Consider the following 25329-nt stretch of genomic DNA (forward strand, 5'->3'; position numbering starts at 1 on the left):
GCTATTGAAAAAGGAGCGTTTCCGTCATGGGAACGCTCCTTTACGAATGGCGCCGAAATAAGAGACGAAGAGAGATAGGAATCATTCCAAACCAACGGTATAATAGCGGCGGCTTCTCCTGTTTGCGCTGCATCCGCTTTTTCTTGCGCTCTTCTTTCGACAAATCCATATAGGTTACAAGCTGTTGGGTGACAAACTTTACGTAATCGTTTGTCGACATACATGCCACCCCCTTTTCCATTAGCTTTTCCATTCTTTTTCTACTTTAATCACATTTGCAATCTTTTCGGCCATTTTGCTCCACCGTTCGATTGGTTGTACTGACGCTTATATCTTCTTCTCGATAATAAGGAAGAGTAATTTTTCAATTCATCAAAATGAAGTAACGGATAATAATGAATCACAAACCGTTTATCACGAATTATTCTCCGTCCATTCGATAATATCAAGGGATGGAAATAAAACGATAAACGTAGCGCTATAGCGAATTCCTCCATCGGAACGGGCAAAAATCAAAGCTTTTACTTTCGTTTCATCAATTTTTTCCCACTTATAATTTGCTTTGCCAATCGGGTAAACAAAAACCCCCTCATTCCCTTGTAAATCGGGAAAAGATGCAATCTGTTTTTTGACATCAAAAACCGCCATTTGCATAATCGAATCGACTTCATACGATTGTTGCTCGTACGCGATTGATTCCATTTCCACCTGATACAATTCGAGCACATGAGAAAATGCTAACAGAAAGAAAAAAGAAACCACGACTGTAATTGGAAAAATCATACCGCTTTGATTTCGCATCACAAACGCCACCTTGCTAAAAAAGTCGAGAAATAAACGCTTCATATGTTTTTCCGTCCGTCGCTCTTACATGAAGAAAAATTCCGTGATTGGTCAATGTATATGTGACATTTTCGACAAATTGCAGCGCCGTTTCATTGCCTGTGCCGTTTACTTGTCTGCGAATCGATGAGCGGTATAGGTCAAAACTGACTTGATCCCCTGTAAATTTTTCTAAATATAGCGTCGTACCATTGCTTTTCCATTGTTTCGATTCATTTAACTCCCTTTTGAGCTGCTGTACAAAAATTTCCCACTCGATACGATGAAATCCATTAACATTCTCATATGTGAATAAACGCGCATCTAAAAGAAGCGGCAACAATGATGTAATCAGTAAAACGATCAACAAGACGATCAGCATTTCTAAAAAAGTAAACCCATTTTTCGAACCGATCATCGTTTTACATATCCACACCTTTCTGCGCTGCGGTTTGCGTAGTCAGTCCAACGTACGCATACTTTCCACATATCGTTTTCTTCGTAATCCGAATGAATCACAAATGTTGTTCGTCCATCTACTACCGTCATTTCTTTGTGGATATTTTCTTCGTATAATGCCGCATCCAATATTTGTTGCGCCTTTGCTTTTAGAGCAATATTTTGACGCTCCATCATTATTTGTGCAAACAAAGGCAACAATACTGTTGTAATAACGAGCAATAACGCCAAAGCAAAAACCGCTTCCACTAAGGTAAAGCCATTACAGTTTTTGCACATAAAACCTCCCTTTTCCTAGCAAAAATACGATTTTATATGTTCTATCTTTTCTTTTTAACAATAGCGATCCCGCTTTATTGATATTTCCGTTTTCTAAAAAAATGAGCGGCATCGTCAATGTAGTCAGCTGAAATTTCCATTCGCTAGAGATCGATCGTTTTAAAATCGTTTTCTCTGATGTTATTTCCGTGATACGATACTCTGGGTGATTTTCCGAAAACGTAACCGCTACCGATGTTTTATGGGTCATTGCATATTGTTGTGCATACAACAAATCATTGCGGAGCTGTGTAATGATATACATTTCTGTTTTCTGTTTCGCAACGCTGTTTAAAGAAGGGAAAGACACCGCCATCAATACCGTGATGGCGGTTAAAACAAGAAGCATTTCAATAAAGGTGAAGCCATCATTACGCGCCACTTTCACTTACTTCCCCGTTGCTATTAATTTGAATTTTATGTCCGTTTGGACAATGGTCTGACTTAATATACTTTCCATCAATAAGCTGCTGTATTGTCGGAATTTGTTTATGTTCCATTTCATATGCCTTCACTTGGGCTTGGACGGTGTTCACAAACGCTTCACATCCTTTGTTATTAATCATTCCATTGTGTTTCGTTATATTTGGAATGACAATAAGCAATAAAATAGAAATAACCATTAATACAATTAACATTTCGATTAACGTAAACCCTTTTTCATTCATTGGCATTTTCCCTCCTATAAATTGTTCATCATCGAAAACATCGGAAGCAAAATCGCTAAATACATGCAAATAACGAGAATGCCCACAAAGGAAAGCAAGATCGGTTGAACGAGTTTCATCGATGTTTCTATACGATCTTCCATTGTTTGAAAAACAATTTCGCTATAATGGCTTAATTCTTTTGCCAATTCTCCGTTTGATTGCCCGTGGCGAACGACAAGCGCCAACTCTTGTTCGTAGTACTCACGTGACGCGACAATGGCATCTAACGATATTCCTTTGACAAGCTGTTGTTTCATTCTTTTTCCTTCCTCACGTAAAAAAGGGAGTTTCTCTTGCCGCTCAAATATTTGCAGCGATTCATAAATAGATAAACCACCTTGTAATAAATGGCCTAATTGCATTGCGAACATATGCGTAAAATATAGCTTCGCAAAGGAACGAATAAAAGGGATTTTCATTATTATGTTGATCTGTGTAGGTATTTCGAGTTTTTGAAACCAGCTAATGTATAAAAGAAAACAAGCAATAGCGAAAACACCTAAAACGCCAAACATATTGGGAATGATCGAAACAACTTGAATAAAAATAGAGGTAATGGAAGAAGAAGATAACGATGCGGAAAACTGAAAAAATTGAGGAAGGAGCACATGTTGCACGATCGCTAACATCAATACCATAAAGAAAAGCAAAAATAGCGGATAGCTGCTGGTTTTCCGAAACCTTTGTAAATATTCAGCCTTGTGCAACAGCATTTTCCCTGCTTCCGCGATTCCATGTGACAAATCGCCATGTTGTTCGGCAAAAAACAAATAGCCGATTGCTTCCCGATGAAAATGAAGCGGGGCAATCGATTGATAAAAAGGCAGTCCAGAACGAAGATGGGAAAGACAATGCTGTAAGTCGCGGCGGCGGGAAAGAGGTTGCTGAATTTCTAGAAATTCAATGGCTTGAGATAATGAATACCCTTTTTCAAGCAAGTCTCCAAGCCGCACTAAAAATGCTCCTTGCTGACGCAGCGGCCATTTTTGTTTATTCATTTTCTCCCCCCTAGCCTTTTCCGATGGAATGTCAAGAGGCGATGGCGTCCCTCGTTTCTCCACCAAATTCCTTATTTATCAAACTTTTGACACTACCTGTAAAGAAGGTGTGCTGGCAAAAATCCAAGAGCAACTCCTTTTCGAATAACGTGTTGCAACGTATAGTAGTGATGCGTCTTTTCCTTTGTTTGTACGGATTGAATGGCGTTCGACAAAGCATTCCCATACAGCAGTTCATGGACAGCAGCGCGGCGAATGGAGCGATATTTACGGCAAAATATGGAGCAATGTTCACCGCAAAACGGGCATACTAAGTCCACGAGCCGCTGTGCGACCACGGCGAGCAATGTTTGCTCAATATCTCCAAGCGGAATCCCGAATTCACGCAAACGGTAAATCGCACCAACAGCGTTTTTTGTATGCATGGTCGTAGCAATCAAATGTCCCGTCATTGCTGAGCGTACCGCAATTTTTGCGGTCTCGGCGTCGCGAATTTCGCCGATCATAATCACATCCGGATCATGGCGCAAAACAGCTTTTAAACCGGTTGTATACGTAATTCCCGCTTTCTCATTAATTTGCACTTGCAATATGTTGTCAATTCGCTTTTCAACAGGGTCTTCCAATGTGATGACATTGCGATGCCACTCATATTGGCAAATGCGCAATAACGTATATAATGTTGATGTTTTGCCTGATCCAGTTGGTCCTGTAAAAATAATTAATCCTTGGGGCTGCCGAAAAAGGGAAAGTAACGTTTTCGTGGCATTTGCAAATAGAGAAAGTTGTGATCGAGGAATAAAAAAATTCTGCGGAAGAAGCCGGATAACGAGGCTTTCATCATACGATGTCGGTAATGTGGAGAGACGTAAGTGAATGATTTCTTCCTGATGCCTTGCTTCCATCGCTCCGCTTTGCGGACGGCGGCGTTCGCCAATGTCCATCCCTGCTAAAAATTTAAAATGCGTAATAAGCCGCTCGCACATTTCTTTTGTCAGCGCTTCCTTTTCCATCAGCAATCCATCTAACCGGAAACGCACAATCGCATCGTCTTTGCGCGGAACGATATGAATGTCAGATACATGAAGCAAACTCGCTTCTTTTATGAGACGATCGGCAACATATTCAATTTCATTCATTTGCTCATCCTATTCCCCCTTTCTCCGTTTATGTATTCGACTTGCTTTTTTATTTTCCTGCTTCAAAAATAAAAAAATTTCATGAACATTTAATGAAATTTTCACGATATTTATGATGATAGTGCTAAATATCATTTCTTCTGAAAAAGCCGTTGTATTATAATGAACTTAGTAATTTATCCGTCTAGGAGTGATGGAATATGGAACAAACATTAAAAATTACAAACGTATTGGCAGATCCAACACGCTACCATATTTATGAATACATTACAAAAAAGCATAAGAAGGTATCTGTCCAAGAAATTGCAGAAGCGTTTAACATCCATCCAAATGTCGCCCGCCTTCATTTAACAAAGCTTGAGGATGTAAATATGATCGTTTCGGAAACACAAAAAACAGGAAAAGGAGGACGGCCGAGCCGGCTTTATCGTCTATCTGACAAAGTAATTCAACTACATTTTCCATTTCGGGATTACCAACTTCTCTCAAAAATCGCCATTCAAACAATAGCGAAGCTTGGTGATGTTGGAAAGCAAGCGCTATATGAAACAGGAAAAAATTTCGGAAAAGAACTCGTTGCCCAGCGAATCCCTCATGACCAATCTGTGCAAGAATTAACGTTTGCGGAAAAAGCGGAGATCGTGAAAGAAGCAGCAGAAGCGGCGGGACTTTATCCAACGTTTGAATATAATGAAAAAGAAGGTAAAATATATTTACAAGTTTTCAATTGTCCATTTAAAGAAATCGCCCTTCAAGAACCAGAAATCATTTGCCAAATGCACTATGCATTTTTGCACGGAATGTTTGAAGTTCTCTTTCCAAACGTCGAGCTAGTCGAAATGGAAAACATGATGAAAGGCTGCAACTATTGTTCATATCGGGCGAATTTAGTAAAGTAAGCGCTTATGCAGATGATCATCGCTTTTCTGCCGAAATCGGCAGAAAAGCATTTTTTATGGCCACAGCGGTCCATCTTGTTTTCAGTGTATCGACTTATTATTGAAAGCATTATTTACATTCTCATAAATTGTACATTATAATAATTAAAGATAGGGACTTGGTCATAAAAAGGAGGGATACATAATGGATCGAATGTTCCGCGTCTTAGCATTTTGGACCGGCATTTTTGCAGTCATGTTTTATCTCGGACATATGCATACGACCTCATTAATTTTCTTTGGTCAAACAGTGTTTTTCCTATTTCTCGGTTTTTTGAAATTGACAGAAAGAATGTACATTTATATTTTCGGAGCATACTTAACAATTTTCTTCGCTGCATTTACGTATTGGACAACATTTATGATGGTCCCTGGCATGGGAGAATAAGAAAAATGAGCGGGAGGATAATTTCTCCTGCTCATTTTTTGTGACCAGTCAGGCAAATGATAAAAACTCTGGCTGTACCCATATATCATCCCAATGAATACGAACTCCTTTTTGTTGGATCATTACATGGAAATCCGTACTCATCCCTCCATCCATGATCAATGAACGAATCGCCCGATTTTGCCGGCTTTTTTCGGAAAATGGATTCGAGTCATTATGTTCTTCTAAATATAGCAATATTCCTGCAGCGAGCAAAAAGCGGTCTTGCCTTAGCATAGAAACATATTGCCATCCTGCTTGTTTGCCATACATTCGTAACGCATCCCACTGAATATGAGCAGTCAAATCCATTTCTCCAGGATACATAAGCGGATTTGTTATTAGATGATGGCGATAATACCCTCGCAAGCTTCCTTGCCGTCTTGCCGGCAATTGCAGCTCTTCATCCGTATAACCATAATCAATAGTAAACATCACGCAATGACGAAAAAATGGGGCTGTCTCCAAAAGAAATGTTTTCAGCGCAAGCGGCACTTCTAAACGTTGCCCGTCCGCTAAAGAAAGCTGTCTTTCGTGCAAATATTGAATAATATGTTCATTTTCTAACGGATATTTTTCCTCTACCAACTTGTGGTCATCAACAGTAACAAACAACTCATACACTGTTCCGTTCTCCTTTGTGATGACATGAACGGGAAAAGCATCAAAAAACTCGTTGCTAAAAACGATTCCCGAAAACGAGGATACATGCTGTTGGAATTCTTTTATATCTTTATATTGCTTCACTTTTTCAGCAACATCGCCAAGTGTTTCCAATTGTTTTACCCGATGGGCAGGACTTGTTTCAATCATCGTATATGTTAGCTGCCTGTATGTATTTGGACTTTTTGCTTTCCACTCGTTTAACACGGCACGAGCGAATCTGCCATCTCCACCCCCAAGTTCACAAATATGCGGCGGCACATTTTGCCTCTCTACTAGACGAAGAAAAAAAGAAGCAAACAGCTTGCCAAACACATCAGAAACATGGCTGTTTGTAAAAAAGTCTCCCTCTTTTCCTATTTTCGTTTTTTTGCGCATATAATAACCGCACCATTCATCGTATAAAGCAAGTTGCATGTAATCTGCATACGATAATCGCCGCAGCTCCGAAGTTTTGATTGCTTCATAAATCGGGTTCACCACTCGCATATTTCCTTCTCCTATTTTTGTTTTCACTATTGACATAGTAAAAATACTGTTATATTGTTATAGATAGTAGCTTAACTATATCCCCTCCCATTATATGGATAGAACATCCCCCAAAAACCCTTCTTCTTAAAGAAGGGTTTTTTGTTTTTAAAAAGCAAAACGTGCCGCTTTTGCAGTAGTTAAAGAGAATTCGACACGTTTGCTTTTTCATTCACCATCTTCTCCTCTTTTCCTATTGAAAAGTCAAAAATCTCCTCCCTTCAAAGAAAAGAAGGAGCGTTAAAATCCATGCAAAAATGGATTTGTATCCATTTCTGCTCCAATTGTCGTTTCGCGCCCATGCCCAGACAATACGACTGTTTCTTCCGGCAATGTAAGCAGCTTATCATGAATGCTGCGCAATAGCTGTTCATGATTTCCACCTGGTAAATCAGTGCGTCCAATGCTTCCTAGAAAAAGGACATCTCCCGAAAACACCGCTTCAATCTCTTTACAATAGTAAGAGATGCTTCCTGGAGAATGTCCAGGTGTTTCCAAAAGTTCAAAAGCAAAGTCTCCAATTTGCAATGTTTGTTCTCCTCGCAAACAAGTCGGTTCATGATGAACAACCACTTGACCGATGCCAAAATAAGCAGATCCGTTTAAATCAGGATCAGTCAGCCACTCTTTTTCATTTTCATGAATATAAATTGGAAGCTCCCATTTCTTTCTCACTTCATTGATGCCGCCGATATGATCGAAATGTGCATGTGTCAGCAAAATCGCAAGTGGTGTTAATCCTTGTTCTTCAATATGGCGTACAATTTTATCCCCTTCGCCTCCCGGATCAAAAATAACACAAGTTCCATCATCATGCGATAAAATGTACGCATTTGCCTGAATCGGCCCAACTGGAATACGTTTCCATTCCATCATGATTCCTCCCTATAATTAGACATGGTTACAAATTGAAGAAAATCCATTGGAGAAGATAGCGGCAGATAAAGAAGCGGACCGTTTATCCACTTTTCCAGCTTCAACAAAAAAGCGCTTCGTACATTTACAAGTAAATTCCTATCGCATCATCATTTTTATTTTATCTTAACATTTATCGATTTGCCATTGGTTAGTGGATTCGCTTACATATTTTCAAAAGGCATGTTATAATGGTCATGTGATGATTCATATTTTCATCCTCGACAAATAAATAAAAAATGATTACAATGAAAAGGAATTAGTCGGTTTTCTACATAATCTTGTATACGGATTATTTCGAAAAGGAGGGGAAACATAATGGGTACAGTCATTATTTTTGCATTAGTTGCACTGTTAGCGCTTTACGGAGTTGTACGCTCATTGCGTGACAAAAATATACTCGGGGTTCTTTTCGGACTTGGGGCTGTCGCTGTATTTGGCTGGTTTACCATCATGACCGTATTGCACCATGGTATTCCAACAGGCACGCATTAAAACGCAAGAGGCATTTACAAGCCTCTTGCGTTTTTTATATGTTATGATTTTCCTCAAGCCATATACAGCGCTGCTAGAAAAATGCCAAGACTATCTTCATAAATCTCTGTAAACTGTTCAATTGGCAGCGGATTTACTCCTTCGCCTAATTCCACCGTATACCCTCTTCGCTTCCACGTTTGAATAAACCAATCGCGATATCCCGCATGGCTGTCAATATACTTTACTGCTTGATAACCGCTCGTTTTCGCAAATTCCTTTACCGTTTCTTCCGCCTCAGATGGCTCAAATCCTTCATATCCCCAGTATATCTCTTTTCCTTGCGTGTGAAACGCTAAAATCATGTCAAAATCACTTTCTTCCGCTAATGCAGCCATCGCCTTTGCCTCCGGTTCAGTAAGCGGTGCAAATCCCGGAAAATCACGTGGAGCAGGTGCTTTTGGAATTTTACGGGCTCGTTCGACTTCCCATTTCGCCGGAAATTGATTATTTAAATCAACGCCGCGAATGTTCGCTTTCCATTGTGAAAAGTCATCGGAGAATCCTCCATTCATTCGAATCACTTCGCTACGATACGGTTCTTGCTCAGGGGGACCGTGTAAAACGAGGTCGACGCCATCTGGATTCACCATCGGCACAACAGATAATGTCACTTTTTTATAATAATCAAGCATATGATGTCCTCGAAGCGGCTCACTGTTTGTCACTGCTAGCAAGTAATCGTTGAGAAACGTCATGATAATCGCCGTTGTAATCCATTCGTTCGCATGGAACGAACCGTTCAGATGAACGCGAATCGGCCCTTGGCCAATTTTTATTTCGATTAATGGCAATCCGAGCACACTATATCCGATCGTTCTTGTTCGCACGAATGGATAACAGCGGCAAAGTGCTTCAATATCTTGATGTAGTGCGGAAAAATCGTATGTTTTCTGCCCTTGAACAACGCGGGAAATCACTCTCTTTGGCAGCTGCACTGATCCGCTGATAATTTCAGGCGTTCCTTTCATCCGTTGCAATGCTTCTTCATGCACAGGGAAAAAACTAGCCAACTCTTCCCACGTATGAACGGTTTCATATCCTGGAATACGTACAACTTCACCTGGTTCTAGTTCATCCTTTTTTATATGTGGATTAGAGTCTGCCAACAATTCGTAAGGAACGGAAAACCATTTGCTATACATCGCTAGCGTATCACCTAGAGAAGCATATATATTCAAAGCGGTCTCTCCTTCCTAGATGTTCTACCTTCAACATATGAGCATATGGTGTAGAAAATGAAAAATAAAAAACGATTCATCGGCAGATGTCCTTTCGATGAATCGTTTACCTCTTGCATATTCACTTTCTAATCAAACAGACAGTGACATTTTTGCCAACCATGCACCGCCAATTACTCCCGCATCATTGCCAAGCGTCGCCAATACAATCGTGGCTCCCTCCGCGACACGCGGAAACGCAAAACGACGGAAATAAGTACTGACACGTTCTACTAATATATTACCTGCTTTTGACACACCGCCGCCAATAACGATTTTTTCCGGATTTGACACATTCGCTGCATTCGCCAATGCCAGTCCGAGGTAAAACATCACTTCATCCACAACCTCGAGCGCTAGTTCGTCATTCGCTCTCGCCGCGTCAAATACCGCTTTGGCAGTTACGGTTTCATCGCGAAGCAAAGTCGGTTTATCCCAATGTGATAATTTTTCTTTTGCGATTCTTACAATTCCCGTAGCAGAAGCAATCGTTTCCAAACAGCCGGTTTTACCGCAATTACACGGCGCACCGCCTTTTGGAAGCATTGTCATGTGGCCGATTTCTCCACCGGCACCGTTTACGCCGTGCACAATTTGACCATTGGCAATAACCCCACCTCCGACACCGGTACCAAGTGTGACGCAAATAAGGTCGCGCGCGCCACTTCCAGCTCCTTTCCACATTTCCCCGAGGGCGGCAATATTCGCATCATTGTCCACCGCTACAGGAAGGGATGTTTCTCGCTCAAGCCGCTCTTTTAATGGGTAATTTTTCCACCCTAAATTCACCGCTTCATAAAGCATCCCTGTTTCCATATGCACCGGTCCCGGCGCGCCGATCCCAATGGCTAAAAGCCGATCTTTGCTTTCTCCAAGGTGATGTAACGTCTCCTCTAGCGATTGTGATATATGCTTTACAATGTTTTCCCCTTTGTTCGAAATATCGGTATCGATCTCCCATTTATGTACGATATCACCATCTGTTGTCACAAACGCCATTTTAGTCGTCGTTCCGCCTAAATCCACTCCAACAAGCCATTTTTCCGTCATGTTTCGTCATTCCTTTTCATTCGTTTTTCTCTTTCGAGTTGCGCCTCATGTCTTAATATAAAAAGCGCCATTTGATAATCTTTCACATCAATCAGCTGCGACTGGTATAGTTCTTTTAATTCTTCCTCCATCAGCTCTAAATCTGCTAAACGATCCCCTACATATATAATCGTTCCAAACTGTTTTAAAAGTTGCTGCACATCGTATACCGTTTTCATTGTTTCACCTGCACATTTTTTACTCAATATAAATGTATAAAGAAACGTCCATTTTCGTCAAGAAAGGAAAAAACTTGAACGCATCATGGACAATGGAAAACAAATTCATACATCTTTTCCCCTTTACGTGCATATATTGGTGACAAACTTGTCCGTGTAGGGGGCTATTATGAGAAAATTAGTTCCAATCACAATGATTATAGCAGCGTTTTTATGCATTATTTCATTGTTTCCATTTTCCTTCCATCGACCAACGAAAGAAACGATCATCTTTTTCCCGATTAATCCGCACGTAAAGTTTCATGATGCAAAAACAAAGCTTCAATTGCAGCCGCGAAAACGGGAAGGAAAGTATTCATTGCTTTGGTCAACATCGTCTTCATTAGACCGGAACGCTTACTTGCGTCAAGATATTTCCTTGCTTTTTGCAGATGGGCGTCTTGTTGATCGTCTGTCAAAATGGAAGAATAATGTCCAAACATTAGTGCAGGAAAAAAAAGTGACAGCAAAAGATAGCCATCTTTTTCAAACGATTTCTTTTCACCATGGAGAACTTCATGAAGGAAATGCAATAACAAGCAGCCAAACAATGACAAGCGATTACTTGTACGTGATCGATTCTCCGTACAGCCCGCTTGCTTCCTTTCACCGTGCAACAACAAGGGATGAAAAAGAGTGGCAAAAAGTATTAAACAAAACGACAAACGAATTTCTTCAGCAGAAAGCACAATCGCTCTTATCTCACTTCTCTATAAACAGCCAACAATATTATTCATTCTATTTGCCTGATTTAATTATTTACAATGAACAACCTTTGCCTGACCTTTCTATGGAAAAAACGCAAGAAATACTTGGGAAACTTTGGGAAGGAATATATAAATCTTATTTTCTCGGCATAAAAAAAGAGGATGGATCCATCCTCTCGCCAATCGGCAGTACAATACCGCTTATTTTAATAAGCAAAGATTATTCCCACTTAATTGTTCTCACTGAGACAAAAGATGGAGAAAAAATTCAGCTGATCCAGCAAATTTCCAGTTAGAATCCGATATATAAACCTAAGGCGGCAGCGCTCACCGTCACTAGCAATGTTCGCACTTGCCGCTTCCAATCAAGATGGTTTGGCAAATGGACAATACCCGAAGCGAGAAATCCGCCAATTAATCCGCCAATATGCCCGGCATTATCAATTCCAGGCACCATTATCCCAAATAACAGGTTGATAATAATCAAACCGATAATATTGGTTCCGATCGTTTGGAAAAATAGATGCCGATATACAGTGCCAAAATAAAGAAGCGCTCCGAATAAACCAAAAATGGCGCCTGATGCTCCTGCGGAAAGAGAAGTAGTAAATAAAAAACTGCCCAGCGTCCCAAAAAACCCCGCAATAAGATAGATAAAGAAAAAGCGCCACGATCCGTAAAGACGTTCGACCGTCATACCCAAATAGTAAAGGGCGAACGTATTCATCAATAAATGCAAAAAGCCAATGTGCAAAAAAATCGGTGTAAAAAAGCGCCACCACTCCCCTTCTTGAATAAGGGGATTAAATTTTGCGCCATATTGGATCAAAACCGCCGGATTCGTGCTGCCTCCACTCCATTCCATTAACAGAAAGACGAGCACTTGCAATGCGATAAAAATATATGTAAAAACAGGCTTCCCGTATTCAAACAATCGTCTTTCTCTTTCATGCTGTTCTCTCGCTTCCCGTAAAATATCCTGCTTCAGCCGCTCCGCTTCAAAAAATGGATCAATATCATTCACTACTGTCGGAAGGACAATAGGTGTTTGGACAATTTCCGTTAACTGTTGCAATGACATATTTACGTTTCCGGAATGAATAAGAAATGTTCGAAAAACAGCATTTCGCTTTTGTGAAAGCGGCAGCGGCTTCTCGATAAGAAACTCCCAATCGTCAACAGGAGGGTATGTGGAAACATAAATATTGACAATTTCCCTGAATCTTCTTATCCGCCGTTTTTGAATTTGTTCGGCAATGCGCCAAGCATATTCCATATCCCGCTTCAACCATTGGCTCCAATCGATGTCATAACGCACAACCCGAACAATAGGAACGTGTTTATTTTCAAGCGACTCCAGCCAAATTTCATGTGAATGATTGGACAGCTGAATTATACGATAACGCTGTTTTATAAAAAAATAAACAAGCTGCCAAAATAATAATTCCATTTTTCCATTCAAAGTCCCCTCTCCCTTCGTTCCACAAAATCAAACTCCCTATAATTCCTTTTGGCTACAAAACCATTGGAATGCATTCGTTTCGAAAAAATATCGCAAAACAATGGGAAATGGCAGCACGAAATGTCCGCTCATAGCCAATATGTCTTGAGATTAAAACATCCCACTGTTTCATTGTACCACACTTATCGAAATACTTGAGAAATGATTGTATTGCGGACAAGCGGGATATTCATTGCAAAGCGTACAAGCCATTGTTGTAAAAGGCGAACACGCAATATAGTGTTCACAATCCGGTAGCGGCAGCGATACACCACTATACTACCTATAAACATCAACACGAAATAAACAAATTTGTTCATATTCTCTTTCTCCTTCCTTACAAAAATTCCTCTTTATTGTTTTTTCCCATTCGCTTGTAAATTATGAAATCACTATAAAATAGCAAAAAACGGGCCATAAAATGGACCGTTTTTGATCATTTGCCAAGATAAATAACAAAAACATAAATAATCGTAGAACATGCAATCGATAAAACATTTACAACATCATTGTTTACAAAGCGGCTCCCTTTTATGTGCACGGTTTTTTGCCCGCAATGTTCCTTTCGTTCTGTTTTGAGACCGCATACCGGACAGCGATAAACAGTCTGCCAAGCCGCGCCGAACAATGTATCAAAAAAACTGCCGAGCCATCCAAAAAACGCTACCGTCATAATGGAAATGTTGTCCCATTGAAAAGCACTTGCAAAGCCGATAAAAGCAGCTCCCAAAAAAGCGGCAATCGTACCTAATAACGTTACCGCGCCCGATGTTCCGACTTCCGCTTTTTTGAAATTCGGCAATAACCTCGGAGCTTGCCGGCTTAAACTGCCGATTTCCGATGCCCACGTATCCGCGTTTGCAGCGGCGATGGAAATAATAAAGAGGTTAAGCCAAAGCGGCGATGGATTCAAAATGGAAAGAAAACTGATCAGTGCGGGAACTCCCCCGTTTGCAAATACTTGTATATAGTCGCGACATTCTCCTTTTTCTACTTTCTCCATCAGTTGCTGTTTTCTCTTTTTGCCAATCTTACTCCAGATGCTAGAACTAACGAAAAATATACCTAATAATATCATTCCTTTCCAGGAAAACCCTTTTCCAATGATTGTTCCAACAAGCACTGCTGCTATTGCGCCGGAAATGGAAAGGGAACGAATAAAATAGCCGCCAATCGCCACAATAGCGGAAGCAAATACGTATAACCATTCATTCATTACATCTTATAACTCCTTCGTTTGTAATAATCAATTGAACAGGGATGTCATGTTCTTCTACAGGGAGAGAGTCCATCACTTGAAATGAATAAGCTAATGAAATCGTTGGAACGGATACATGCCGCAAATAGCGGTCATAATACCCTCCTCCATATCCAATGCGATAGCCATTTTTTGAAAAACATATTCCAGGAACGACCATTATATCCATATCATTTCCTTCGACTTCGTCCGTGATCTTTTCAATCGGCTCCCACAGGCCAAAATAAGCAGACTCCAATTGAGAAAAAGATTGAATTTTCCGAAACACCATCGTTTTTGTTGCCGGATCGCATTTCGGTACGCCCACCGTTTTGCCTTCACGCCATGCTCGTTCAATAATTGGTTTTGTGTCCACTTCTTTTTCCTTGGAAATAGTAATGCCGATTGTTTTTGCGCTTTTCCATAACGGAAGCCTATACAATCTATCCGCGATTTGTTTATCATATGCTTGTTTTTCTTCATCGGTTAATTGTTGCAATTTTGCTTTTATCATCTTGCGAATTTGCTTCTTTTCCTCCATCTCCTTTTCCTCCTTCACCGGCATCCATCCGCCTAGTAAATGAAACAGAAAAAGACAAAAAGCAGCAGGAATCAATTTCCTACTGCTTACTTCGTTTCACGATGAGGTACCGCCTTTTTGCATCTTGGACAATATTTTTTTAATTCGAGACGGTCAGGATTATTGCGTTTATTTTTCGATGTAATATAGTTACGTTCACCGCATTCTGTGCAAGCTAGTGTAACGTTAACACGCATGTTTCTTCCCTCCAAACTATAATAACTTATAATCAGACTTTTCTATGATAGCATTTTTTTATGTCGATTTCCACATCTAATTTACGCTTTTTACAAATTATCAATTAAGTATTTATCGAAAAAACAAACCTATGATATAGTGAAATGGGGTGATGAGCATAATGGAATACATCATGATAGGCCTTATCGTCTTCTCTATTTTTCTTTTTTTTATTTCTTTTCTCGCAAAAGACAATATAAAACAAATGGAAGAACAGCTTGATCATCTTACACTATCATTCGCACAAGAATCATATCAATTGAAAAAACGATTGCAAGTATTAGAAGAAGAATTGTTAATTCATCATGAAAATCCGACGCATATCGCTTCGGCTCATGACAGCGATCGATCCACTTTAACCAAAAATCGTGTATTTACGCTCTATAAGCAAGGTCTTTCTTATGAACAAATCGCCCGCGAAACCGCCCTTACAACAGAAGAAGTGCGCATGATTTTAAGGGGACTGGCACGATGATGACGAAGCAGACAATACGCGCGATTGCTCTTGGAATGTTATTTGCCACTTCCGTAATCGGCGCTGCTTACTACATGGAATTCGACACATTGACAGCGACAAAACTTCATGACGCACTGAAAAAAGAAGGGCTGATTGCAATCAGTGAATCAGAATATAAAAGGTTAAAAGAAGCAGCTAAACAGGATAATCCTGCTTCTGTTTCCGACCATCCACCTTCATCCAAAACCATATATGTTTACTTTCTTACGATTCAAAAAGGCGAAGTGCCAAACGACTTCGCACAAAAGTTAGAAGATGCTCATATTATTTCCGATGCTAACGCATTTGTAACCTATTTAGAAACACATGGGCTGACTCGCTACGTTCGCGCCGGCACTTACAAAGTACATAGCGGTATGAGTTACGAAGAAATAGGCGATCTAATCACGAACAAATCCAAATAAAAATGGGGTTACTCCCTAAAACAAGGGAATAACCCCATTTTCGATTTTTATCCAAATCGTCCTGTAATATAATCTTCTGTTCGTTTATCTCTCGGATTCGAAAACAATTGGTGCGTATCTCCAAATTCGATGACTTCCCCGTTTAGGAAAAATGCCGTTTTATCCGAAATACGCGCCGCTTGCTGCATATTATGAGTAACGATAATAATGCTATAGTTTTCTTTCAGCTGTTGCATCAATTCTTCAATTTTCGCCGTTGACACTGGGTCCAATGCGGAAGTAGGCTCATCCATCAAAATAACATCCGGCTCAACCGCTAAACAGCGAGCGATGCATAGCCGTTGTTGCTGTCCTCCCGAAAGCATATGCGCATGCTCATGAAGGCGATCTTTTACTTCATCCCAAAGCGCTGCGGCACGTAAACTTTTCTCGACAATGTCGTCTAACACGCTTTTATTTCGTATTCCATGAATGCGTGGACCGTAAGCAACATTATCATAAATGGATTTAGGGAACGGGTTTGGTTTTTGGAAAACCATTCCGACGCTCGCGCGCAATTCTTCAACATGGTAAGAACGATCAAAAATATTGCGGCCGCGATAGCTGATTTCCCCAGTAATGCGGACATTTGGCGATAATTCAATCATTCGGTTTAACGTTTTAATGTAAGTGGATTTGCCGCAACCAGATGGACCGATAATTGCCGTAATTTCGTTTTCATAAAAAGATAAGTTAATATTTTTTAAAGCGTGATGCTCTCCGTACCATACGTTTAGTTGGTTTGTATGATATACCATCTCCTTTTTCGCGGTTTCTCTTATATTCATATGAGGCCGTTCCATTATTACTGTTACACCCATAAATGTCTCCCCTTTTATTTTGCTATAAAAAGGTAAAACCCGCCTTTAATTCACTATCGTTTTCACTAAAAACGTTTCTATCGCTCACTTATTTTCACTAAGCCTCTAAACTTAGGATACACCGGAACTATTAACGGCATTTTAATTAAATGTTAAGCTTTTGTTAAGGAAAATTTAAAAAAAGAAGGCACCATACGAAACAGTGCCTTCTTTTCCTATTCATTGTTGTTATTCATTTTCGTCCGTGTTTGTCTCTATATCTCCGCTTGTCGTATTGTTTGCAACATTTCCTTTTGCTCTCTCAGCCTTTAGCTTAAAATACGTATCTAAGATTCGTCTGCCGATTCTATTGTTAATGCCGTCGCTCTGTCCTTGCGTCGCCCAAGGAACGACAACAGCAAATGCAACTTCCGGATCGTTATAAGGAGCATATCCGACTAATGTCAAATTATATGTTGGATCATTTCGTCTGCTTTGGATCGGTCCGTCATAGAAAGCTTCCGCTGTTCCTGTTTTTCCGGCCGGCTTATATGGTGCATCGGCAAAAAACGCATACGCTGTTCCTTTCGGCTCCTGCATCACCCGGCGGAATCCTTCCTGCACCCGTTTAATATACTCCGTCTTCATATCGATCCGGTTCAATACAACCGGTTCAAAGTGTTGGACAATCGGCCCCAATTCCTTTGCGTTATCCGTCGGCTTGCGAATCTCTTTAACAATTTGCGGCTTCATCCGATAGCCGCCGTTGGCAATCGTTGATACATATTGCGCCATTTGCAGCGGGGTGTACATATCGTATTGGCCAATGGAAAGGTCTAGCAATTTCCCGGCTCCCGTTTCTTTTCCCTGAAAACCGCTAAGCTCATTTGGCAAATCAATTCCCGTCTTCACTCCCAGCCCGAATTGGCTAAAATACTTGCGAATGGTCGTGAACGCTTCCGGATTAACGCTTAACGGCCGGTGTGGGCGATACTTCCCGCCGCCGATGGCGATCACCGTTTTAAACATATATACGTTCGAGGAACGCTGCAGCGCGGTCAACTCATTGATCGTCCCCATCGTCTGCCACGATTTTTTAACGGGCGTGTCTTTGATATATAATGGTTCGTCATGGATGTAAGTATTTGGACGCAATACTCCTGTTTGAAAGCCCGACAGCACCGTCGCACCTTTTACTGCCGATCCCATGGCATATGCCGAGGTGATGTTGCCAATAGCAAAATCAACAAATTGTGTTTTTCCATTTTCACCTTTTGTGAGCAGTTTTCCGGCCATGGATAAAACTTCTCCCGTTTTCGGGTTCATCATCACCACAAACGCCCGGTCAAGCAAAGGAGAATTTCCCTTTCGCTTTGTCGCCATGATTTCTTCCTCGATGATGTTTTCCACCTGCTTCTGAAGTTCGATGTCGATCGTCAGTACAAGATCCTTCCCGCGCTCTCCGTCATATATTTGCTCTATCGAAGTCACATTGCCGGACTTGTCGACGACATTTTTGATTTTTGCCTTTTTGCCGTGCAATATACCTTCAAATTGCGCTTCAAGGTAGCTTTTCCCAACGCGTTCATTGCGGCTGTAGTCACGCGCCAAAAAATAGTCGAGCCGTTCGCGCGGAACTCCCTCATCATCTTTCGTCACATTGCCTAGTACAGAACGAAACGTATTGCCATACACATAATGTCGTTTCCAGTCAACCGTGGTATTTACCCCTGGAAGCTCCTCGAGGTGTTCGCTGACAACAGCGTACTCTCTATTCGTTACGCCCTCATTCTTCACCATTTGCGGAGTTAGCGCATATCCGCTGTCCATCTCATGTTTGATTGCGATAATTTCTAATTCTTTTTTTGTAATCTCGCGCAAATCATCTGGTGTAATTCGTTTTAATGTGAGCTCATATATTTTTTTATCGATTTCTTTTTGTGACAATCCTTGTTTTTCTAATCGTTCTCGTTCTTTTTTACTTACTTTTTTCTCTGCTTTTTCTTTTCGTGTTAAAATCCAATAATCTTTCATATCACGTTCCGTAACTTTGTCAACTGGTTTGTTGATATATTTAGCCAATTTGCGTGCAACTTCGAGCGTATCTTCCGGTTTCGTCGTTTTGGAACGCGTATATGTAATGGCATTTCTCGGAATATTATCCACAATGACGCGATGAAAACGGTCGTAAATTTTTCCGCGTGGCACTGGGGTGCTGACAATTTCATCCTCCGTACGCTCTGCCTCTTTCCGGTAATATTCCCCATAAACGATTTGTACGACACCAAGCCGTAAAATAAGTGCCGAAAACAGCAAAAACACAACAAAAAAAAGTATGTTCAATCGAAACGGCACTTGTGCTCTTTTTTTCTTTTTCAACTAGCCTCCTCCTCTTCTTTTAGCACTTACTTTTTATTGTAAAAGAAAGATGGCAACTTTTCTAGAAAAAAACCATGGGAAAAGAGGGCTGCCTATGCTGGAGAGCCCCCTTCTTCATTCGCCAACTTTGGTGAAATAAACGGATGCCTTTCTTCATTCGTTCCTCTGCCATCTAAATGAATATGTCGTACAAATAAATAAATGATGAAATGCCCTGCGCCAAGTATTAACATTAAAATCGATATTCCTGTTCTTTCGTCAAACAATGTAATCGCAGTTAAAAAAGCGAGAATGGATACGATACGCCCGCCGTTTAAAAACAACTCGCGGACAACGATATACTCAATTCGCATTTCTGCCGATTTCCAGCTTCTCCCTATCACATCAAACGTCAATGACGAATACGGAACGAGCAATAGAGGATAAGCGATGGCAATCGCAATCGCATATAAGATCAAGCGCGGATAGGAGACATGAAAAACGATAAGAAAAACAGCCCCATATAACAATAAGCCGCCACATAAAATCGCTTTTTTTCGATATTTCCGTTTCATCAACCTGGAAACAATATAGTAGGCAATAAATGATGTCAGCGAGTTCACGAAGCCAAATTTTCCTAATGCCATCTCACTTTTCGAAGTGATATACACTAATACGGAAATAACGAACATAAACGTTCCTTCGCGCAACCCTTGGAAAAAATGAGCGTTCGTAATCAACCGCCAATTTTTATTATAACGCCGTTCTTTTAAAATGCGAAGAAATAAATAATTTCCTTTCGCGGGGCGTCGTTTGAGAAAAAAACTGCAAATGACAGCAATAACAAACAATCCAAGTGAAATAGAAAAGATAAACGTATATCCTTTCGTATTTGCCAATGAAGAAATAATATATCCCGCAACGATCGGGCCAATCATTCCAGCCATAGAAGTAAGAATCCCGAAAAACCCGTTAAAAAAATCGCGAGTTTCCGGTTCGGTAATTTCAAATGTCAATACATTAAAAGCAAGCCAATAAAATCCATAGCCGATACCTAAAAGCGCACCCAGCACGATCAAGTAGTTATGGGCGCGACTTCCGGCAAGCAACACGGTAATAAAAAAAATCGCCAAAAACGATACGCCTAAACGCAATACAATAATGCGGTCCACTTTTTTGGCCAATTTTCCAGCGAAAATAAACGTCAGCGGCTGCAATGTAACAACGGACAAATTGTATAGCGCTAAATCACGAAACTCTCCAGACTGTTTCCATAAATACACATTGACAAACGTATTGGAAAGCGCAACACTCAATGCATAAAAACCGCCGATGCACAGCAGCAACACTAAGTCCCGAGTAATTTGTTCTTGACCAGTAATTTTTTTGATGATTGCCATGATAAACTCCCCTTTTTCGTCTAAAGGGTAGTGTTGCAAATTTTCGTTGTTCTATGCATCGGGGACGGAAAAAACACTTATCCCTTGCAAAAACAAAAAAAACCGGGCTAAAAGCATCCTCTACTTTTAGCCCAGTCCGTACGCTTCAGCAGCTCATTATTTCGCTTTTGCTTCGCTGTAGCGTCTTGCTACTTCGTCCCAGTTGACAATGTTCCAGAATGCAGCAATGTATTCTGGACGACGGTTTTGATATTTTAAGTAATATGCATGCTCCCAAACGTCTAAACCAAGAATTGGAGTTTTTCCTTCCATTAATGGAGAGTCTTGGTTTGGAGTGCTTGTCACTTCAAGCTCACCGTTGTTGACAACAAGCCAAGCCCAACCAGAACCGAAGCGAGTTGTAGCCGCTTTTGTAAATTCTTCTTTAAACGCAGCAAAGCTGCCAAATTTTTTGTTAATCGCATCTGCTAGTTCGCCTGTTGGCTCACCGCCGCCGTTTGGCGAAAGAATCGTCCAGAATAGAGAGTGGTTAGCATGTCCGCCGCCATTATTGCGAACTGCTGTGCGAATGCTTTCTGGAAGTGCTTCCAAATTGCTGAGCAGTTCCTCAATCGATTTGTTTTGTAAGTCCGCATGTCCTTCTAAAGCAGCATTTAAGTTTGTGACATAAGTGTTATGGTGTTTTGTGTGGTGAATGTTCATTGTTTCCTTGTCAATGTGTGGCTCTAACGCATCATAAGCATAAGGCAATTGCGGTAATTCGAAAGCCATATTAACTCCTCCTTTTTGTTTTTATGTATCCGAACGCAAAATATAGTATAACCACTGTGCGTTCGTTCAAAATTAGCTTACCAAAATTTCCACAATGTTTCAATTTATTTGCTTGTAACTCCCATTGCTTAACACACTTTATACATTAATTTAACAAAATATTAAAAATAATTCGTTACATTGGGATATGATTGAATTTCATACGGCAAAGGAGCGTATAAAGAATGAAACGACCAAAGCGGACCCGGCCAAAGTTATTCTCACTCCCATTTAAGATAAACACTGTTCGTTTCACACCGTTTTCTTTGATCAGCAATTGGAACTTACAGACCATTTTAGTGTTCGTCATTATTTTTATTACGTGCATCTCCTCCGCGGTAATCGCTTATATCGGTTATGAAAAAAACAAGCAAGTCGTCATCGATTCCATCGAACAACAAATGCAACTGTCAACGGAGGTAATGATTGAAAAAATTTCAATGTTAAAGTCTTCAACCACCAATGAGGAATTTTATAAAAAGCTGTCCTACGTGCTAGCGCTGAATCAGCGCAAGTTTAAGACCCTCGACTTGCAACCGATGCAATTTGCCATTACAAAAGAAAAAGGGATTGAAAAGTTAGGGAATTTCTCTAGCCCATTACCATCTTTGCCGAATTCTGTGATCGAACAAATCGAAAAACAGAAGAAAGGAATCCTTCATTTTCAAGGATTGACTTTATCATTTGCTCCTTCTATTGATTTAAACGGCCAAATATATGTTTTAGCTCTTAAAAAAGAAGATTATTTGCAGTCTGTTTTTGAATATAGACGGATTAGCATTCTAGTTTCGTTGATCACCATATTGTTCACAAGTTTTATTGGTTTTGTTATTATCCGCCGATTTACTCAACCGATTGCTTCGTTAAAGCAGGCGATGCGTCAAGTAGGAAAAGGAAATTTACAAACAAGAGTCCAGCTTGCTTATTCCAGCAAAGATATCCGAACATTGGCGGATGGATTTAACCAAATGGTGGACAGCCTTACTACACTCATTGAACATGTGGACGCTAGCTCGAAACATATCACCGCATCTTCAAAAACGTTGCGGCGTACCTCCGACGAAACGAAAAAAGCGTCAGAACAAATTGCCAGCGCCATATACGAAGCGGCAAGCGGTACGGAAAAACAAGCGAATTCTTCCATAAAAATTTCGCAATTTTTCCATGAAATCGCAAACGAAATGGATCAGGCAGCTGCTTCCATCGCTGATGTAGAAGCCTCGACAAGCAAAGCAAACGATCAAGCATACGCAGGAAATGAGCTTGTGGATCAAACTGTAAAGCAAATGAGTGTCGTACAAAAAACAGTAGGAGAAACAGCCGAAGCCATCTATATGTTAGGACACAAATCAAATCGAATCGACCAAATCGTCTCCTTAATTAGCAATATCGCGAACCAAACGAATCTTCTTTCGCTCAATGCGGCGATCGAAGCGGCTCGGGCTGGGGAACATGGCAAAGGATTTTCGGTAGTGGCAAATGAAATCAGAAAATTGGCTTCTCAAACTGGTCAAGCTTCTAAACAAATTCAAACCATTATTAAAGAAATTCAGCATGAAGTAGAACGAGCGGTACAATCTATGACCCGTGGTTCGCAAGTGCTCGAGCACGGAATGAAAATGGTCTATCAAACGGAGGCGGCGTTTAAAGGGATTGTCCAAGCTGTAAACAATGTTTCGCAACAGTCGAAAGAAGTATCCACTATTATTCATGATGTCAGTGCTCAAACAAAACAAATGTCCATGAGCATGGAAGAGATTGCTTCCATTGCTCAACAAATCGCTGGAAACATGGAACATGTAGCGGCCGTTACTCAACAGCAAAGCGCTTCAATGGATGAGGTTTTACATGCTTCTCAATCATTAACTGAACTCGTCGAACAATTAAATGGGCTCCTGCGAACATTTAAAGTATGACCATGTTTGTCCTAGGAACAAAAACGTTCCTAGGAGATTTTTTTATACGTGCGTCTTTAGTTGAATTATCAACGCGCACAATATACAATGAACAATGGAGGACAGGAAGGATGTGTCAAGGATGAATATGTTTGTGCAGCTATGGAAAAGTTTATATTCTCCGAAAGATATCGCACGTTTTCGCTTTCAAGGAATTGGAAAAACCATTGGATATGTATTTTTGTTAACCTTTCTTTCGATCTTGCCGATGGCCTATTACTTAACCACTTCTTTTGTCGAAGGAATTCGTAATACAAGCGCTCTTTTACAAAATGAACTCCCTTCGTTTACGATTGAAAACGGTCAATTGCATTCTTCTGCAAAAGAGCCCATTCATATTGATCAGCACGGCTTTACCATTATTTTTGACAGCACCGGCCGAGTAACAAAAGAAGACGTAGAGCGCTTTAGCAACGCCATCGGGCTTTTAAAACACGAAGCTGTATTAGTCGCCAATCATCAACCACAATATTATAGCTATTCTACGTTTCCAGATATAAAAATAACAGACGAAGATGTCCATTCCTTTATCGAAACCATGCAGTCACTGCTGCCTGTTTTCATACCGCTGTCGTTTCTTGTTATTTATTTATTCGCAAGCGCAAGCAAATTTATTGGCATTTCCATTCTCGCTTTCTTCGGATTAATTTTGCGCAGCACTCTTGATAAAAAACTGCAGTATCGCCATACTTGGATTATGTCGGCATATGCTGTCACTTTATCAACGGTGTTTTTCACCGTTATGGAGGCGCTGCAAACGGTTGTGCCATATGCTCCATTTATCCATTGGTTCGTCTCGATTGCCGTGCTATTTTTGGCAATGAAAGAAGTTCCTTCCGCAAAACCGCAAAACGAATAGACCACTATCGACAACGATAGTGGTCTATTTTATGCAGCGTTTCTCATTTTCTTTTTTGCTGTTCGGCGACTCCCAGTAAAATAGCGCTGCAGTGCAACGGACGCAAAACGAGCAGTAACATTAAACAAAAGAACAGCAATAATTAAGATAGCTGCAGATTTCGCCGCAATCACTTTTGCATCTGGAACAATTCCCTCTGAATTTAATTTCCAAATGTGCACGGTTAACGTTTCTGCCGGTCGGAAAACATTCAACGGATGTGCTTTGCTCGATAAATCGGCAGCAAAGTTTAATAACGGTGTCGTTAATCCTGCCGTATAAATTAATGCAGCTGCCTCACCAAAAATTCGTCCCGCCGCTAAAATTACCCCTGTCATGATTTGCGGGAGAGCAGACGGAAGAATCACTTTCATTAAAGTTTGCCATCGCGTCGCTCCTAACGCAAGACTACCTTCCTTTATACTTGAAGGAATATCTAAAATCGCGTTCTCGCATATACGTGTCAATCCTGGCAAATTTAATATCGTAAGCGCCAACGCGCCGCCAATTAACGTGTAGCCCCATCCTGTCAGCGTCACAAACACTAATAATCCAAACAATCCAACGACAATCGACGGCAGAGACGCCATCGTCTCAATGCACAACCGAATAAAGTTAAGCATTCTTCCTTGTTTGGCATATTCCGCCAAATAAATTCCTGCTCCTAATCCCAATGGAACAGAAATCAATAACGTAATAACAAGCATATAAAGCGAGTTAATAAGCTGAGGGCCAACTCCTCCCCCTGCTTGCGTGTTGCTCGGTTTTCCAAATAGAAAATCTGGCTGCCAAAATCCCCAACCTTTCGACAAAATCGTCACAAAAAATAAGATAAGCAAACTAATGACGAAAGCAGCAATCACATAAAATATGCTCGTCCAAACTTTATCAACTACTCTCGATCTCAT

General features: G+C 40.6%; 31 protein-coding genes. 8 read left to right on the plus strand and 23 right to left on the minus strand.

What is annotated here, in order from left to right:
• Positions 1 to 40: 40 nt before the first annotated feature.
• From B9L23_RS14460 to comGA, 8 genes are all read right to left on the minus strand, one after another.
• Positions 41 to 220 carry a YqzE family protein gene (locus B9L23_RS14460; RefSeq protein WP_089097912.1) on the minus strand — a complete coding sequence of 60 codons (180 nt, stop codon included), beginning with the start codon at positions 218 to 220 and terminating at the stop codon, positions 41 to 43.
• Between the two features lie 194 nt (positions 221 to 414).
• Positions 415 to 801: a competence type IV pilus minor pilin ComGG gene (gene comGG / locus B9L23_RS14465; protein WP_062678735.1), complete on the minus strand. Its 387-nt coding sequence runs from the start codon at positions 799 to 801 to the stop codon at positions 415 to 417.
• A 16-nt stretch (positions 802 to 817) separates the two neighbouring features.
• Positions 818 to 1240: a competence type IV pilus minor pilin ComGF gene (gene comGF / locus B9L23_RS14470; protein WP_081188125.1), complete on the minus strand. Its 423-nt coding sequence runs from the start codon at positions 1238 to 1240 to the stop codon at positions 818 to 820.
• Positions 1237 to 1560, minus strand: coding sequence for a competence type IV pilus minor pilin ComGE (comGE, locus tag B9L23_RS14475; RefSeq protein ID WP_015864480.1), 324 nt, complete (start codon positions 1558 to 1560; stop codon positions 1237 to 1239). Before comGE ends, comGF begins: the two co-directional genes overlap by 4 nt.
• On the minus strand, positions 1544 to 1987 hold the full coding sequence (comGD, locus tag B9L23_RS14480; RefSeq protein WP_015864481.1) for a competence type IV pilus minor pilin ComGD: 444 nt from the start codon (positions 1985 to 1987) through the stop codon (positions 1544 to 1546). Before comGD ends, comGE begins: the two co-directional genes overlap by 17 nt.
• Entirely contained in the window at positions 1971 to 2267 is a 297-nt protein-coding gene (gene comGC, locus B9L23_RS14485) for a competence type IV pilus major pilin ComGC (RefSeq protein WP_015864482.1), read from the minus strand. Before comGC ends, comGD begins: the two co-directional genes overlap by 17 nt.
• Before the next feature lie 14 nt (positions 2268 to 2281).
• Positions 2282 to 3307, minus strand: a complete 1026-nt coding sequence (gene comGB / locus B9L23_RS14490) for a competence type IV pilus assembly protein ComGB (protein ID WP_089097913.1) — start codon at positions 3305 to 3307, stop codon at positions 2282 to 2284.
• 92 nt (positions 3308 to 3399) lie between these two features.
• Entirely contained in the window at positions 3400 to 4446 is a 1047-nt protein-coding gene (comGA, locus tag B9L23_RS14495) for a competence type IV pilus ATPase ComGA (protein ID WP_089097914.1), read from the minus strand.
• A 200-nt stretch (positions 4447 to 4646) separates the two neighbouring features.
• On the opposite strand from comGA, the gene B9L23_RS14500 reads away from it, so the two are divergent.
• A complete protein-coding gene (locus B9L23_RS14500; RefSeq protein ID WP_089097915.1) occupies positions 4647 to 5345 on the plus strand; it encodes a helix-turn-helix transcriptional regulator in 699 nt (232 codons plus the stop codon).
• Positions 5346 to 5529: 184 nt separating this feature from the next.
• Positions 5530 to 5772, plus strand: a complete 243-nt coding sequence (locus B9L23_RS14505) for a DUF2626 family protein (RefSeq protein WP_008879854.1) — start codon at positions 5530 to 5532, stop codon at positions 5770 to 5772.
• 48 nt (positions 5773 to 5820) lie between these two features.
• Here the strand turns inward: B9L23_RS14505 and B9L23_RS14510 are convergent, their stop codons facing one another.
• Positions 5821 to 6954 (minus strand): class I SAM-dependent methyltransferase, encoded by a 1134-nt coding sequence (locus B9L23_RS14510; protein ID WP_089098339.1) that lies wholly within the window; start codon positions 6952 to 6954, stop codon positions 5821 to 5823.
• Positions 6955 to 7242: 288 nt separating this feature from the next.
• Positions 7243 to 7875 (minus strand): MBL fold metallo-hydrolase, encoded by a 633-nt coding sequence (locus B9L23_RS14515; RefSeq protein WP_089097916.1) that lies wholly within the window; start codon positions 7873 to 7875, stop codon positions 7243 to 7245.
• 360 nt (positions 7876 to 8235) lie between these two features.
• On the opposite strand from B9L23_RS14515, the gene B9L23_RS14520 reads away from it, so the two are divergent.
• Positions 8236 to 8412 carry a DUF2759 domain-containing protein gene (locus B9L23_RS14520; protein WP_015864488.1) on the plus strand — a complete coding sequence of 59 codons (177 nt, stop codon included), beginning with the start codon at positions 8236 to 8238 and terminating at the stop codon, positions 8410 to 8412.
• Positions 8413 to 8465: 53 nt separating this feature from the next.
• Here the strand turns inward: B9L23_RS14520 and B9L23_RS14525 are convergent, their stop codons facing one another.
• The 3 genes from B9L23_RS14525 to B9L23_RS14535 form a co-directional block, all read right to left on the minus strand.
• Positions 8466 to 9632 carry a M14 family metallopeptidase gene (locus tag B9L23_RS14525; protein WP_089097917.1) on the minus strand — a complete coding sequence of 389 codons (1167 nt, stop codon included), beginning with the start codon at positions 9630 to 9632 and terminating at the stop codon, positions 8466 to 8468.
• Between the two features lie 132 nt (positions 9633 to 9764).
• Positions 9765 to 10721, minus strand: coding sequence for an ROK family glucokinase (locus B9L23_RS14530; RefSeq protein ID WP_089097918.1), 957 nt, complete (start codon positions 10719 to 10721; stop codon positions 9765 to 9767).
• A complete protein-coding gene (locus B9L23_RS14535; protein WP_015864491.1) occupies positions 10718 to 10939 on the minus strand; it encodes a YqgQ family protein in 222 nt (73 codons plus the stop codon). Before B9L23_RS14535 ends, B9L23_RS14530 begins: the two co-directional genes overlap by 4 nt.
• 169 nt (positions 10940 to 11108) lie before the next feature.
• On the opposite strand from B9L23_RS14535, the gene B9L23_RS14540 reads away from it, so the two are divergent.
• Complete coding sequence (locus B9L23_RS14540; protein WP_015864492.1) at positions 11109 to 11981, plus strand: hypothetical protein; 873 nt, start codon at positions 11109 to 11111, stop codon at positions 11979 to 11981.
• Here the strand turns inward: B9L23_RS14540 and B9L23_RS14545 are convergent.
• The 5 genes from B9L23_RS14545 to rpmG form a co-directional block, all read right to left on the minus strand.
• On the minus strand, positions 11978 to 13147 hold the full coding sequence (locus B9L23_RS14545) for a rhomboid family intramembrane serine protease (protein ID WP_015864493.1): 1170 nt from the start codon (positions 13145 to 13147) through the stop codon (positions 11978 to 11980). The genes B9L23_RS14540 and B9L23_RS14545 overlap by 4 nt on opposite strands.
• 182 nt (positions 13148 to 13329) lie before the next feature.
• Positions 13330 to 13506: a hypothetical protein gene (locus B9L23_RS20580; protein WP_015864494.1), complete on the minus strand. Its 177-nt coding sequence runs from the start codon at positions 13504 to 13506 to the stop codon at positions 13330 to 13332.
• A 116-nt stretch (positions 13507 to 13622) separates the two neighbouring features.
• Positions 13623 to 14402: a DUF92 domain-containing protein gene (locus B9L23_RS14550; RefSeq protein ID WP_081188109.1), complete on the minus strand. Its 780-nt coding sequence runs from the start codon at positions 14400 to 14402 to the stop codon at positions 13623 to 13625.
• On the minus strand, positions 14395 to 14964 hold the full coding sequence (locus B9L23_RS14555; RefSeq protein ID WP_062752912.1) for a 5-formyltetrahydrofolate cyclo-ligase: 570 nt from the start codon (positions 14962 to 14964) through the stop codon (positions 14395 to 14397). The genes B9L23_RS14550 and B9L23_RS14555 overlap by 8 nt, the downstream gene beginning before the upstream one ends.
• A gap of 86 nt (positions 14965 to 15050) precedes the next feature.
• The gene (gene rpmG / locus B9L23_RS14560) at positions 15051 to 15200 is read right to left on the minus strand and encodes a 50S ribosomal protein L33 (protein WP_015864497.1); all 150 of its coding nucleotides are present in this window, start codon (positions 15198 to 15200) and stop codon (positions 15051 to 15053) included.
• A gap of 161 nt (positions 15201 to 15361) precedes the next feature.
• Here rpmG and B9L23_RS14565 point away from each other — a divergent pair, with 161 nt between their 5' ends.
• Positions 15362 to 15715 (plus strand): hypothetical protein, encoded by a 354-nt coding sequence (locus B9L23_RS14565; RefSeq protein WP_373467248.1) that lies wholly within the window; start codon positions 15362 to 15364, stop codon positions 15713 to 15715.
• Positions 15712 to 16161, plus strand: a complete 450-nt coding sequence (locus B9L23_RS14570; protein ID WP_015864499.1) for an endolytic transglycosylase MltG — start codon at positions 15712 to 15714, stop codon at positions 16159 to 16161. The genes B9L23_RS14565 and B9L23_RS14570 overlap by 4 nt, the downstream gene beginning before the upstream one ends.
• Before the next feature lie 47 nt (positions 16162 to 16208).
• Here B9L23_RS14570 and pstB read toward each other — a convergent pair whose 3' ends face one another.
• The 4 genes from pstB to sodA all read right to left on the minus strand — a co-directional run bounded on the left by pstB (position 16209) and on the right by sodA (position 21529).
• Entirely contained in the window at positions 16209 to 17021 is an 813-nt protein-coding gene (gene pstB, locus B9L23_RS14575) for a phosphate ABC transporter ATP-binding protein PstB (protein ID WP_062678747.1), read from the minus strand.
• A 228-nt stretch (positions 17022 to 17249) separates the two neighbouring features.
• Positions 17250 to 19379 (minus strand): peptidoglycan D,D-transpeptidase FtsI family protein, encoded by a 2130-nt coding sequence (locus B9L23_RS14580; protein ID WP_081188105.1) that lies wholly within the window; start codon positions 19377 to 19379, stop codon positions 17250 to 17252.
• A gap of 92 nt (positions 19380 to 19471) precedes the next feature.
• Positions 19472 to 20758 carry an MFS transporter gene (locus B9L23_RS14585; RefSeq protein ID WP_081188103.1) on the minus strand — a complete coding sequence of 429 codons (1287 nt, stop codon included), beginning with the start codon at positions 20756 to 20758 and terminating at the stop codon, positions 19472 to 19474.
• 156 nt (positions 20759 to 20914) lie between these two features.
• Positions 20915 to 21529 (minus strand): superoxide dismutase SodA, encoded by a 615-nt coding sequence (sodA, locus tag B9L23_RS14590; protein ID WP_062752919.1) that lies wholly within the window; start codon positions 21527 to 21529, stop codon positions 20915 to 20917.
• Positions 21530 to 21753: 224 nt separating this feature from the next.
• Between sodA and B9L23_RS14595 the strand changes: the two genes are divergently transcribed.
• Complete coding sequence (locus B9L23_RS14595) at positions 21754 to 23484, plus strand: methyl-accepting chemotaxis protein (RefSeq protein WP_089097919.1); 1731 nt, start codon at positions 21754 to 21756, stop codon at positions 23482 to 23484.
• A gap of 121 nt (positions 23485 to 23605) precedes the next feature.
• The gene (locus tag B9L23_RS14600; RefSeq protein ID WP_089097920.1) at positions 23606 to 24382 is read left to right on the plus strand and encodes a DUF1189 domain-containing protein; all 777 of its coding nucleotides are present in this window, start codon (positions 23606 to 23608) and stop codon (positions 24380 to 24382) included.
• Positions 24383 to 24411: 29 nt separating this feature from the next.
• Here B9L23_RS14600 and pstA read toward each other — a convergent pair whose 3' ends face one another.
• Positions 24412 to 25329 (minus strand): phosphate ABC transporter permease PstA, encoded by a 918-nt coding sequence (gene pstA, locus B9L23_RS14605; RefSeq protein WP_089097921.1) that lies wholly within the window; start codon positions 25327 to 25329, stop codon positions 24412 to 24414.

This window comes from Parageobacillus galactosidasius, from assembly GCF_002217735.1.
In the GTDB taxonomy this organism is placed as follows: Bacteria; Bacillota; Bacilli; order Bacillales; family Anoxybacillaceae; genus Parageobacillus_B; species Parageobacillus_B toebii.